The organism is Selenomonas dianae (assembly GCF_030644225.1).
Classification (GTDB): Bacteria; Bacillota; Negativicutes; order Selenomonadales; family Selenomonadaceae; genus Centipeda; species Centipeda dianae.
Map to the genome: position 1 here is coordinate 832,635 of NZ_CP128650.1, position 12,646 is coordinate 845,280.

Annotated in this window: 13 protein-coding genes; 12 read left to right on the forward strand and 1 reads right to left on the reverse strand. The window is 55.8% G+C overall.

From position 1 onward, the window contains the following. The first annotated feature begins 14 nt into the window (after positions 1 to 14). The 12 genes from QU667_RS04055 to ahbB all read left to right on the forward strand — a co-directional run bounded on the left by QU667_RS04055 (position 15) and on the right by ahbB (position 11,649). Positions 15 to 1,349: an NCS2 family permease gene (locus tag QU667_RS04055; RefSeq protein WP_304988047.1), complete on the forward strand. Its 1,335-nt coding sequence runs from the start codon at positions 15 to 17 to the stop codon at positions 1,347 to 1,349. Between the two features lie 21 nt (positions 1,350 to 1,370). Beyond that, the gene (locus QU667_RS04060) at positions 1,371 to 2,282 is read left to right on the forward strand and encodes a ComEC/Rec2 family competence protein (protein ID WP_304988048.1); all 912 of its coding nucleotides are present in this window, start codon (positions 1,371 to 1,373) and stop codon (positions 2,280 to 2,282) included. After that, the gene (locus tag QU667_RS04065; RefSeq protein ID WP_304988049.1) at positions 2,279 to 2,476 is read left to right on the forward strand and encodes a DUF3006 domain-containing protein; all 198 of its coding nucleotides are present in this window, start codon (positions 2,279 to 2,281) and stop codon (positions 2,474 to 2,476) included. Before QU667_RS04060 ends, QU667_RS04065 begins: the two co-directional genes overlap by 4 nt. Positions 2,477 to 2,501: 25 nt before the next feature. Continuing rightward, on the forward strand, positions 2,502 to 3,563 hold the full coding sequence (locus QU667_RS04070; RefSeq protein ID WP_304988050.1) for an N-acetylmuramoyl-L-alanine amidase family protein: 1,062 nt from the start codon (positions 2,502 to 2,504) through the stop codon (positions 3,561 to 3,563). A 29-nt stretch (positions 3,564 to 3,592) separates the two neighbouring features. Next, on the forward strand, positions 3,593 to 4,162 hold the full coding sequence (locus QU667_RS04075; protein WP_304988051.1) for a GerMN domain-containing protein: 570 nt from the start codon (positions 3,593 to 3,595) through the stop codon (positions 4,160 to 4,162). 148 nt (positions 4,163 to 4,310) lie between these two features. Then, positions 4,311 to 5,600, forward strand: coding sequence for a trigger factor (tig, locus tag QU667_RS04080; protein ID WP_304988052.1), 1,290 nt, complete (start codon positions 4,311 to 4,313; stop codon positions 5,598 to 5,600). A gap of 24 nt (positions 5,601 to 5,624) precedes the next feature. Continuing rightward, positions 5,625 to 6,236, forward strand: a complete 612-nt coding sequence (clpP, locus tag QU667_RS04085) for an ATP-dependent Clp endopeptidase proteolytic subunit ClpP (protein WP_304988053.1) — start codon at positions 5,625 to 5,627, stop codon at positions 6,234 to 6,236. A gap of 14 nt (positions 6,237 to 6,250) precedes the next feature. Beyond that, on the forward strand, positions 6,251 to 7,516 hold the full coding sequence (clpX, locus tag QU667_RS04090) for an ATP-dependent Clp protease ATP-binding subunit ClpX (protein WP_304988054.1): 1,266 nt from the start codon (positions 6,251 to 6,253) through the stop codon (positions 7,514 to 7,516). Positions 7,517 to 7,592: 76 nt separating this feature from the next. Further along, a complete protein-coding gene (gene lon, locus QU667_RS04095) occupies positions 7,593 to 9,908 on the forward strand; it encodes an endopeptidase La (RefSeq protein ID WP_304988055.1) in 2,316 nt (771 codons plus the stop codon). A gap of 11 nt (positions 9,909 to 9,919) precedes the next feature. After that, positions 9,920 to 10,543, forward strand: coding sequence for a ribosome biogenesis GTP-binding protein YihA/YsxC (yihA, locus tag QU667_RS04100; protein WP_304988056.1), 624 nt, complete (start codon positions 9,920 to 9,922; stop codon positions 10,541 to 10,543). A 140-nt stretch (positions 10,544 to 10,683) separates the two neighbouring features. Next, positions 10,684 to 11,142: a siroheme decarboxylase subunit alpha gene (gene ahbA, locus QU667_RS04105; protein ID WP_304988057.1), complete on the forward strand. Its 459-nt coding sequence runs from the start codon at positions 10,684 to 10,686 to the stop codon at positions 11,140 to 11,142. A gap of 21 nt (positions 11,143 to 11,163) precedes the next feature. Continuing rightward, positions 11,164 to 11,649, forward strand: coding sequence for a siroheme decarboxylase subunit beta (gene ahbB, locus QU667_RS04110; RefSeq protein ID WP_304988058.1), 486 nt, complete (start codon positions 11,164 to 11,166; stop codon positions 11,647 to 11,649). 128 nt (positions 11,650 to 11,777) lie between these two features. Here the strand turns inward: ahbB and QU667_RS04115 are convergent, their stop codons facing one another. Further along, positions 11,778 to 12,521 (reverse strand): tyrosine-type recombinase/integrase, encoded by a 744-nt coding sequence (locus QU667_RS04115; RefSeq protein WP_304988059.1) that lies wholly within the window; start codon positions 12,519 to 12,521, stop codon positions 11,778 to 11,780. Positions 12,522 to 12,646 lie beyond the last annotated feature (125 nt).

The following is a 12,646-nucleotide window of genomic DNA, read 5'->3' on the forward strand; positions in this document are numbered from 1 at the left end:
AAGGAGATGTTTACATGGAGATGCAGGGCACGCCGCCGTCCTTTATTGAGCGGTATTTCAAGATACGGGAGAAGGGCTCGTCCGTCCGCACGGAACTCATTGCGGGGCTGACGACCTTTATCGCAATGGCGTACATTCTCTTCGTCAACCCGAACATTCTTGCCGATGCGGGGATTCCGAAGGATGCGGCGATTGCCTCGACGATCTGGATTGCGGCACTCGCCTCGATGGCGATGGGCGTCTTTGCGAACTATCCCGTCGCACTCGCGCCCGGCATGGGGCTCAATGCATTCTTTGCCTACTATGTCTGTGGTGTGCTCGGACTGCACTGGACGGTTGCACTCGGTGCGGTGTTCTTCTCCGGTGTGCTCTTCCTCATTCTGACAGTCGGCGGGATTCGGCAGGCGATCATCAACGCCGTGCCGCGCGATCTGAAACTCGCAATCAGCGTCGGTATCGGGCTTTTTATTGCATTCATTGGGCTCAAGGGCACCGGGCTGATTGTCGAGAACTCCGCGACGTATGTTTCGCTCGGTCATGTGACCGCACCGACGACGCTGCTCTCGCTGTTCGGTCTGCTCTTTACGGCGGCACTCATGGCACGCAATGTCCACGGCTCGATCCTCATCGGCATCTTTGTCACGACGGTGCTTGCGATGGTGCTTGGCATGACGCCCGCGCCGCAGGGGTTCGGCGATATTGTCAGCACGTCGCTGCCGCACATGGGCGGGACGTTCGGCCAACTCGATCTCGCGGGTGCATGGAACTACGGCCTTGTTTCGATCATCTTTACGTTCACGGTAGTGGAGCTCTTCGATAATATGGGGACGCTCATCGGCCTTACGACGAAGGCGAAGATGGTGAAACCTGACGGGCATATCGAAAACATCGACAAGGCACTGACGACGGACGCGGTCGGGACGATGGTGTCCGCCGTATTTGGTACGTCCACGGTTACGTCCTACATCGAGAGTGCGGCGGGTATTGCTGCCGGCGGGCGTACAGGACTGACGGCTCTTGCTGCGGGCGTGCTCTTTCTCGCTGCGCTCTTCTTTACCCCGCTCATCGGGCTTGTACCCGCCTTTGCGACAGCTCCCGCGCTCATCCTTGTCGGCGCACTGCTCATGTCCGAGGTCGGCAAGATCGACTTCTCGGATTTTACGAATGCACTTCCTGCATTCCTCACAATCATCATGATGCCGCTCACGTCGAGCATTGCGAACGGCTTTGCGTTCGGCTTCATCAGCTATACCATTATGAAGCTCTTCGCGGGGCAGTATAAGAAGGTCAGCTGGATCATGTATTTGGTCTCGATCGCGTTTCTCATCAATCTGGCGCTGCGTTCGTAACGCGCGGGGAGGGGCTTGCAAATGAAACGATGGATGGCATCCGTCCTTGCGGGAGCAGTGCTCCTCGCAGCACAGTTTTTCGCGGGCTGCACGGCTGCACCTGCCTCCGATGCCCCCAAACAGGCGACGCAGGGGGAGATCACCGTTAAGGTGCTGAACATCGGGCAGGGCGACTCCATTCTCATCCAGACGGGGGAGAAGACGGTGCTCGTCGATACGAGTGATGTGGACGAGCGCGACAAGCTGCGTGCGGAGTTGAAAAAGGCGGATGTCAAGAAAATTGACACAATCATCCTCACGCACCCGCACGCCGATCACATCGGCGGCATGGATGTCCTGCTCAACGAGTATCCCGTCGGCATGGTCTACGACAACGGAATGCCCTCGACCTCGAAGCTCTACCTCGGCTATGTGAAAAAGCTCAAGGAGAAGAAGATCGAGCGCAAGGGGCTCGTCGCGGGCGACCGTGTCGATCTCGGCGGCGGCGCGGTGTTCGAGGTGCTTGGCCCCTCGGCGCAGCTGGTCAAGGAGGGAAATGTCAAGGGGTACAAGCATGACCCGAACAACGAGTCCGTGGTCGGACGGTTGGTCTTTGGCGATTTCTCCATGATGCTCACGGGCGATGCGGAGAAGAAGGAGGAGCAGGCCATCCTTGCAGCGGATAGTGCCAATGTGAAGAGCACGATTCTGAAATCCGGGCATCATGGCAGCAAGACATCCTCTTCGGCGGACTTCCTGCGTGCGGTTCAGCCCGAGGCGGCGCTCATCTCCTGTGGGGTGAACAATGACTACGGACATCCGCACAAGGAGACCATGAAGAAGTACCATGCACTGAATATCCCGATTTATGTGACAGCAGAGAACGGGACGATCACGGTGACGAGTGACGGAAAGACCTACAAGATTGTACCTGAACGGGGGGAGAAACAATGATTTCTGCATATCTTGACCGATTTGAAGGAAAATACGCCGTGCTTCTGCTCGGTGATGCGATGGAAAAGGTGAACTTCCCGAAGACGTTTCTTCCTGTGGATGTTTCCGAGGGGGACTATCTGACGATCTCCATGGAGCGCGACGCAGCGGCTACGGAGGCTGCTGAGGCAGAGGCACTGGAACTGTTGAAGTAGGGAAGTGGAGGTGTTATTGGTATTGATGCAGTCAAACCAACATCGGTGGACAAGGACGCTGCTCGCTGTGGCAGCGCTTTTTGTCTGTTTTTGCACGCTTTTTATGAGCGGTACGGGCGAGGCAAAGGGAAAGACGTTCCGTCTCCTGAGCATGGAAAGTCATGCGGCAGAGATTGACGGCCGTGCCGCCGTCCGCATTCAGATCGGTGTGAACCGTGCAGGGGTATCCGATGCACTCGCTGCACAGACACAAGAGGAGAATGTGCTGAGTCTCGCACTTGAAAATGTGAAACTTGATAAAAAGTTCCCGCAGATATATACGCCGCGCGGAGAGCTTGCGACATCCGTTTCCGTGACATCGGAGGGGAAACGCGGTGCAGCACTCCGCATTGCAGCGGCGTCGGATCTGACGTACGAGGATGCCTATCGTGTCTACACGATGCCTGCCGAGGCACACGGCAAGGTGAAGGAATATCTTGTCATTGACATCATCGCACCACGGTTGAAGCCAAGTCCCGCACGCGGTCATACGGTGGTCATCGATCCGGGGCACGGGGGCAGCGATTCGGGGGCGATCGGATACACCGGACTGCCCGAAAAGGTGGTTGCCCTTGCAGTGTCCAAACGCACGGAGGCATTGCTGCAGGCAGCGGGCGCACACGCCATCATGACGCGGACGGAGGATACCGACGTTTCCTACGCAGGCGATACGTCATCGGGGGAACTGCAGGCACGCGTGGATGTCAGTTTGGAGCACCCCGAGGCGGAGCTCTTCCTCTCGGTACACTGCAACTCGTTTACGAATCCCGATGCGCATGGAATGGAAACGTACTACTACCCCAAGACGGATGCGGATGAGTATTTTGCGACGCTCCTCAACGAGGAACTCGCGGCGGCGGGCGGCCTCTACAATCGCGGGGTCAAATACGCGAAGTTCTACGTTCTGCGCCACACCGAAATCCCTGCCTCCCTCGTGGAGCTCGGTTTTCTCTCAAATCCGCACGAGGAGGACCTGTTGGCGAACGCCGGCTATCAGGAGAAGCTGGCACAGGCACTCGTCCGTGCGATCGAGCGATATTTTGAATAGAGGGGAGCGGACACAAAGTGTTGATACAAATGAAACGTATGACATCCATCGCTGCCGTACTCGCAGCCGCAGCGATGCTCGCACTTGCGGCGGGCTGCGGGGATGCGCAGAAGCCGGCGCAGAAGGACAGTACCGTGCAGACGGAGCAGACGCAGGAGAAGGAAAAACCTGCGGCACTGACACCGAAGGAGATGCAGGTGAATGTCTACTATCCGAGAAACGACGGGACAGGGCTCATCGCCGTCACTCGTACAGTGAACATCGAGAAGGACGACAAGTATACGGCTGCACTGAAGTCCCTCCTCACGGGGACGAAGGAGAAGGGGCAGACGACCGTCATCCCGAAGAAGGCGAAGCTGCGCAGTGTCACAGTGAAGAACGGTGTTGCAACGGCGGACTTCTCGAAAGAATTGGAGCAGAATTTCAGCGGCGGCTCGACGGGAGAGGAAATGCTCGTCGGCTCGATTGTGAACACGCTCACGGATTTCCCCGAGGTGCAGAAGGTACAGATCCTCATTGAGGGCGCGTCCGTGGAGACACTGTCGGGGCACATGGATCTCTCCGAGCCGCTCACGCGCATGACGGAGCTGCTCCATTGACACAGCGAATCCCTTGCTTGTCATTTTGGTGTTTTTATGATACGATACAGATAGAATCGCGGGCGCTATGCTCTTTGCATGTCCGCATATCGGGAAGCGCGTAGATACGTTGTTTCCATAGGAAAATAGCAGGAGGTTGTTTCATACAATGAAGGTTACGGCAGAGCATGGGGATAACCGTGAGGTCACTCTGACGATTGAAGTCGAACAGGAGAAACTTGAGAAGGCGACGGATGGTGCGTCCAAGCGCATTGCGGGACGTGTGAACATCCCCGGCTTCCGCAAGGGCAAGGCACCGCGCAGGATTGTCGAGAACTTCGTCGGCAAGGATGCAATTTTGCAGGAAGCATTTGAGGGCGTTGCCCAACGTGCGTTCGAGGATGCTCTGACGGAGCAGAACATGGAGCCTGTGACGCGCCCCGAGATCGACATCGTGACCCTTGAGGAGGGCAAGGATGTTGTCTTTACGGCGAAGTTCACACAGCGTCCCGAGGTAACGCTCGGTCAGTACAAGGGGCTGACGGTAGAAAAACCCGAGGTCACTGTGTCCGAGGAGGACATCGACCGTCAGATCGAGGGGATGCGTCAGCATCAGGGAACGCTCGTGGACGCACCTGCGGATGCCGAGGTCAAGAAGGACGATTTCATCACGCTTGATTTCGAGGGCTTTGTCGACGGAACGGCGTTCGAGGGCGGCAAGGGCGAGGACTACCCGCTCCAGATCGGCTCGGGCAGCTTTATCCCGGGCTTTGAGGATCAGCTCATCGGCGCGAAGATTGGCGAGGAGCGCGAGGTGAACGTCACGTTCCCCGAGGAGTACCATGCGGAGAATCTCAAGGGCAAGCCGGCCATGTTCAAATGCACGGTGCGCAGCATCAAGTCGCGTGAGTTGCCCGAGTTGAACGACGAGTTTGCGAAGAAGGCGAGCAAGTTTGAAACACTCGCAGAACTCCGCGAGGACATCCGCAAGAACCTTCAGGCGGGAGCGGAGCGTCAGGCGGAGACCGACCGTCGTACGAAGGCGATCGACATGGCGACGGAGAACTGCACGATGGAGATTCCGCCGGTCATGGTCGAAAACCGCATCACGGCGATGATCCAGGAGATGGCGATGCGTCTTGAGCAGCAGGGAATGAGTCTTGAGCAGTATCTCCAGTACGCGGGTCTCGATATGGCACGCATCCGCGACGAGTACCGAGAGACGGCGGAGAAGAACGTCCGCACGGATCTCATGCTTGAGGAGGTCGCAAAGGCTGAGGGGATCAAGGTCGAGGGAAGGGATCTCGATCAGGAAGTCTATGCGATGGCACTGTCCTACGGTGCGACACCGAAGCAGGTCCAAAAGATTATTAAGGAGCAGGGACGTGTCAGTGACCTTGCCGCGACGGTTCTGCGCAAGAAGACGGCGCAGTTCATCGTGGACAACATCACGGCATAATGCATCCCCTGTGGGGAGGAATATATGAGTTACTATGTACCGATGGTGGTGGAGAACTCGAGCCGTGGGGAGCGTGCCTATGACATCTACTCCCGTCTGCTCAAGGAACGCATCATCTTTCTGGGTGGGCCGATTGACGACAGCGTAGCGAACGTCGTTGTGGCGCAGCTGCTCTTCCTTGAGTCCGAGGATCCGGACAAGGATATCCACCTCTACATCAATAGTCCGGGCGGTGTCGTAACGGCGGGGCTTGCCATCTACGACACGATGCAGTACATCAAACCGGATGTTTCGACGATCTGCATCGGACAGGCAGCGAGCATGGGCTCCATTCTGCTGACGGCGGGGGCTGCCGGGAAACGCTGCGCATTGCCGCACGCACGCATCATGATCCATCAGCCGCTTGGCGGGGCGCAGGGACAGTCGACTGACATCCAGATCCAGGCGAAGGAGATCCTGCGTCTGCGTGAGGTCGGCAACAATATTCTCGCGCATCATACGGGGCAGGATCCCGAGAAGATCAACGTTGACACGGAGCGCGACAATTTCATGTCGGCGGAGGAAGCAAAGGCATATGGGCTGATCGACGAGGTTGTCATCCGTCCCAAGGTCGCGCCCGCAGAAAGCAAAGGCTGAGGGGGTGTGACGCGATGAAATTTGGAGAGGAAGACAAGGGACAGCTCAAATGCTCGTTCTGCGGCAAGACGCAGGAGCAGGTGCGAAAGCTCGTGGCGGGTCCCGGTGTCTATATCTGCGACGAATGTATCGAGCTCTGTAATGAAATCATAGCAGAGGAGTTCAGTGATGATGCTGAAGTCGGGCTCAAGGATGTTCCGAAACCGAAGGAAATTCGTCACATTCTCGATCAGTATGTCATTGGGCAGGACGAGGCGAAGAAGTCCCTGTCCGTCGCCGTTTACAATCACTACAAGCGCATCAATGTGGGACAGGGAAAAAATGAGGATGTGGAACTTCGAAAATCCAACATTCTCATGATCGGTCCTACAGGCAGCGGCAAGACTCTGCTCGCACAGACGCTCGCGCGTATTCTGAACGTCCCGTTCGCGATTGCGGATGCAACCTCACTCACGGAGGCGGGCTACGTCGGTGAGGATGTCGAGAACATCCTGCTCAAGCTGATCCAAGCGGCGGACTACGACATTGAGAAGGCGCAGCGCGGCATCATCTATATCGACGAGATCGACAAGATCGCGCGTAAGTCGGAGAATCCATCCATCACGCGCGATGTTTCGGGTGAGGGGGTCCAACAGGCACTGCTCAAGATCCTTGAGGGAACGACGGCATCTGTGCCGCCGCAGGGGGGGCGCAAGCATCCCCAGCAGGAACTCCTGCAGATTGATACAACGAACATTCTCTTTATCTGCGGCGGTGCATTTGACGGGATCGAGGAGATCATCGAATCCCGTCTCGGGAAAAAGCAGATGGGATTCGGGGCGCAGGTACGCTCGAAAAAACGCGTATCTGTCGGTGAATCCCTCAGCAAGGTGATTCCCGAAGATCTGATGAAGAACGGTCTGATTCCCGAGTTCATCGGACGTCTGCCCGTCGTCGTGACACTGAACTCACTGGACGAGGCTGCACTCGTGCAGATTCTGACCGAGCCGAAGAATGCGCTCGTGAAGCAGTTCCAGAAACTCTTGGAACTTGACGGTGTGCGGCTCACCTTCGAGGACGAGGCGCTGCATCTCATCGCGAAGGAAGCTCTCACACATAAGACAGGTGCGCGTGGACTGCGTTCCATCATCGAGAGCATTATGCGCAACGTCATGTACGAAGTCCCGTCGATTCAGGGCGTAACGGCGTGTCAGGTTACGAAGGATGTCATCGCGAACCACAGCGATCCCATCCTGACGATTGACGGTACGGGTACGGCAAAGATGGCAGCCGCGAACTAACACGATAGACACCTGAGGAGCGCTGCGGCGCTCCTTTTCATTAGGGGATGGTTCCCCATAGACGGAAGGAAATATGATGTCCGAGAAAGAAACGCTCCCACTGCTCCCGCTGCGCGGGCTTGTGGTCTATCCGCACATGATGGTCAATCTCGATGTCGGGCGCGACCGCTCTGTTGCCGCCATTGAGAGTGCCATTGCGGGCGACAGCCGTATTCTTGTCGTGGCGCAGCGCGACCCGGAGTGCGACGATCCAACTGCAGCCGATCTCTACGACGTCGGTGCTGTCGCAGAAATTCGACAGTTTCTGCGCATGCCTGAAGGCGTTTTGCGCATCCTCGTGGACGGGCAGAAACGTGCAGAAATCCTTGCCATCCGTGAGGGAGAAACCTATGCCGAAGCGGATGTGCTTGCCATGGACGAGCCTCTGGATGAGCCTGAGACGAAGGATATGGAGGCACTGGTACACGGTGTCACAAGCAAGTTCGAGGAGTGGGTGAAGCTCTCACACAAGATCCCCCCCGAGGCACTTGTTTCCATCTCCATCATGGAGGACATGGGACGACTGGCGGACATCATCGCAAGTCATCTGAGTTTGAAGCATGAGGTGCGGCAGGAACTCCTTGCCGCAATCGACGTGCGTGCGCGTCTCGAACGCCTCTATCAGGCACTCGTACATGAACTCGACATCATGGGGATCGAGAGTGAGATCAACCGCCGTGTACGCAAACAGATGGACAAGGTACAGCGGGACTTCTATCTGCGTGAGCAGATCAAGGTGATCCGCAAGGAGCTTGGCGATGATGCGGACAAGGCGGCGGAGGTGGATCGCTACCGTGAGGCACTGGCGGCAAAGGAATTCCCGGATGCCGTGCGCGAGACCATTGAGCGCGAGATTCATCGCCTCGACATGAGCCACGCGATGAGTGCTGAGGTCGGTGTCATACGCAACTATCTGGACACGCTCATCGAACTCCCATGGAACGAGATGACGGAGGAGCACGTCGATCTGACGGCGGCACAGGCGGTGCTTGAACACGATCACTATGGCCTTGAGAAGATCAAGGAGCGGATTCTCGACTACCTCGCCGTACGGCGGCTTGCTCCCGAGCAGAGTGCACCCATCCTCTGTCTTGTGGGTGCACCCGGTGTCGGAAAGACCTCACTCGGCGTGTCGATTGCACGCGCGATGGGACGCAAGTTCATCCGCATCTCACTCGGCGGCATTCGCGACGAAGCGGAGATCCGCGGACATCGCCGCACCTACGTTGGTGCAATGCCGGGGCGCATCCTCGAAGGGATTCGCCGTGCGGGAACGAAAAATCCTGTGTTTTTGCTGGACGAGGTCGACAAAATCGCAATGGATTTCCACGGCGATCCGTCGGCGGCGTTGCTGGAAGTCCTTGATCCCGCGCAGAACTGCACGTTTAGCGATCACTTCGTCGAGCTGCCGTTTGACCTCTCACATGTGTTCTGGATTGTAACCGCGAATAATCCCGCGAAGATCCCCGCGCCTCTGCGTGACCGCATGGAGATTCTGAACCTCTCAAGCTACACCGAACTCGAAAAGATCGAGATCGCACGCCGTCACCTTCTGCCGCGTCAGCGCACGCAGAACGGGCTGAAGGCGAAGGACATCCGTATCAGTGCAAGTGTCTGGCCTGAGATTATCCGCTCCTATACGCGTGAGGCGGGTGTGCGTGAACTTGAGCGCGTGATCGGACGGCTCTGCCGCAAGGCGGCGCGTCGCATCGTCTCCGATGAGCAGCCACCCATTTCCGTGACCAAAGCGAATCTTTCGGACTTCCTTGAACGTCCGAAATACCATGCGACAAAGCAGGAGAAGAAACCGCTCGTCGGTGTGGTCACGGGACTGGCGTGGACGGAGGTCGGCGGCGATGTGCTGCGCACGGAGGTCAACATTCTGCGCGGCAAGGGCAAGCTCATCCTCACGGGGCAGCTTGGCGAGGTCATGCAGGAGTCGGCGCAGGCGGCGCTCTCCTACGTACGCAGCCGTGCGGACGCATTTCATCTTGCCGAAGACTTCTATGAAAAGGATGACATTCACATCCACCTGCCCGAGGGGGCGATTCCGAAGGACGGACCATCGGCGGGCATCACAATGGCGACCGCGATGATCTCTGCACTCACAGGGCGCAAAGTGCGCTCCGATGTCGCCATGACGGGGGAGATCACCCTGCGCGGAAACGTCCTGCCCATCGGCGGACTCAAGGAAAAGACCCTCGCAGCCTACCGCGAAGGGGTCAAGACCATTGTCCTGCCGCAGGAAAACGAGCGCGATATTGAGGATCTCCCCGATGCCGTACGCTCCTCGCTCGAATTTGTACCCGTCGCCCACATGGACGAAGTGCTGCGGGTTGCGCTCTATAATTAGGAGGGATGCGTGTGATTGAACCGGTTGTAATCACCAAGGCGACCTATCTCGCCTCCGCTGTACGGCGTGATCAGTATCCCGAGGAATGCCGTCCCGCCGTCGCCTTCATCGGACGCTCGAACGTCGGAAAATCCTCGCTCATCAACTCCCTCACGCGCATTCGCCAACTCGCACGCGTATCCTCGAAGCCGGGCAAAACACAGACCATCAATTTCTATGAACTGCTTCTAAAAATTGATGGGGGGGAGGCGCGTCACCCTGTTCACCTTGTTGACCTGCCGGGCTACGGGTACGCCAAGACCTCGCGCGAGAGCAGAAAGGTCTGGGCAAAGTTTATCGAGGAATATTTTTTGCACGCCGAGGAACTGCGTTTTGTCTGTCTGCTGCTCGACATTCGGCACACGCCGATGGAGTCCGACCGCCGTATGTTCGACTGGCTCGTCGAGCATGACATCCCTGTGCTCGTCATCGCCACGAAGGCGGACAAGATCGGAAGGAATGCACGCCGCACGCAGATCGCAGCGATGCAGAAGGCGCTCGGCGTGTCCGAACTCACGATACTCCCTTACGCTTCCCCGAAAAATGAAGGGCGTTCAGAATTACTTGACGTGATGAAGGAATATTTGGTAGAATAGGGACAGAAAGAAATGAATTCGGTTCATCTTTCTGTACCCGATGATGCGGACAGGCAAATGCGCTGTGTTCATAGCCCCTGAGCAAGGCGGAAATCTGCGGGTGCAGAGGATTTCCATGTGTATTGTGAGGGAGCTTTGCAATGACTGCACTTACGGATTTTGACAAGCGGCTGCTGAACCTCCTGCAGGGCAACCTGCCGGTGTGTTCGCGGCCGTTTGCACGCTTGGGCGAGATGCTTGAAACGACGGAGGAACACGTTCTCAGTCGTTTGGACGATCTGAAACGCGAGGGATACCTCAGGCGCATCGGTACGTTTTTCAACTCGGAGCAGCTCGGCTACCACGGTACGCTGATTGCCCTGCGTGTCACGGAGAAGCATCTCGTGGATGTGGCACAGGCGGTCAACCGCTATGCGGGGGCGACCCACAACTACGAGCGAGAGGGCGACTACAACCTCTGGTTCACGCTGCTGACACCGTCGCGTCATGCGGAGGAGAAAATTCTCGCCGATATTGCAGCACTGCCGGGCGTGGAAGGGTATATGAGCCTCAAGGCAAATAAGCGCTATAAAATCAACGTGCAGTTCAAGTTGAACTGAGCGGACAGGGAAGGTCAATCTATGACAGAAGAAAAAGAAATCAGCGAACTTGATCGGAGGATCGTCCGCCTGCTACAGGGGGATTTTCCTCTCGTTTCGGAGCCGTACAAGGCACTTGCCGCAGAGATCGGGATTGCAGAGGAGGAACTCCTTGCACGTATTTCATCCATGCGCGCGGAGAAGAAGATCCGAAAGATGGGAGCGGTTCTGCGTCATCGCGAGGTTGGCTTTACCGCGAACTGTCTCTGTGTTTGGGATGTACCTGATGTGCGTGTGGATGAGGTCGCAAAACGGATGGCGGAACATCCACGCGTCTCGCATTGCTATGACCGCAACCGCGAGGACGACTGGCAGTACAATCTCTATACGATGATCCACGGATATAGCCGCGAAGAGTGCGAGAACATCGCCGCCGAACTCGCCGCCGCCACCGGTGTAGAGGATCGTCGAATGCTCTACACCAAGAGAGAGTGGAAGAAAACCTCAATGTTGTACTTTACAGAATGATCCATGCATATAAAAGACCTTGAAAACCTTGTAGCTCTAAGAGATAGCTAGATTTTCAAGGCCTTTTATATTTATGGATATAAGGGCTAAAATGCTTATATAAGCACTCTATTAGCACTTGACAAGCACTAAAAAATAAAGCCTTTCCCGATGGTGTTGGCAGCGGATTCATCCATCTCTGGAATCCAATGGGCATACAGTTCAAGTGTAGTGCTTATGCTACTGTGCCCCAGTCTTTTAGAAACTTCCTTCACATTGATCCCATTGAGCAACAGATATGTAGCATGATAGTGTCTGAACCCGTGGAAGGTGAAGCCTTTAGGGACTACAGTGCTTTTAGACAAAAACTTATGCACCTGCATTCCAGCCGCCATACTTGTCACTTGTCTGTCATGGATTGCCCATAGCTTTGTTGTCTTTTCCGAAGGAGGTACAAGCTCCAACACGGTGTCCAAGACATCAGGCTGTACATATATGACCCGATAGGATGATTGTGTCTTTAAGGGATAATCACTTCCGAAGCGCGTCAGCTGCGAGTTGATACTAACAGTATGCTTCTCCACATTTATGTCTTTTATGCGATCCAAGTCAAGAATCTCACCTATACGCATTCCTGTGGATACAGCAAGTAAGAATAGGGGATAGAGCAGCAAAGATGTCCCTGTGTTGTGTTTGTCATATTCTTTTGCAGTGAGCAATAACTCCTTCATTTGTTCCTCGGATGGGATTGCCAAAGTGTTGATTCTGTTTGATGGTTTTGGGCGTAGCTTTGTGTGCTTCATAGGAGATATTGCTATGATCCCCTTAGAAACAGCAAAGTTAAACACAGCAGACAATCTGCCTCGTAGATTCTGAACAGTCGCTTTTGCCATCGGCTTTCCATCTTGATTAGAAAGATTTGGAATACCACATATTCAAAAATCTACATCATACCAACAAAGAACATCATAACACACTCTGAAACAACTATAAATAGCCCTAGAACTGCTAGAAACTA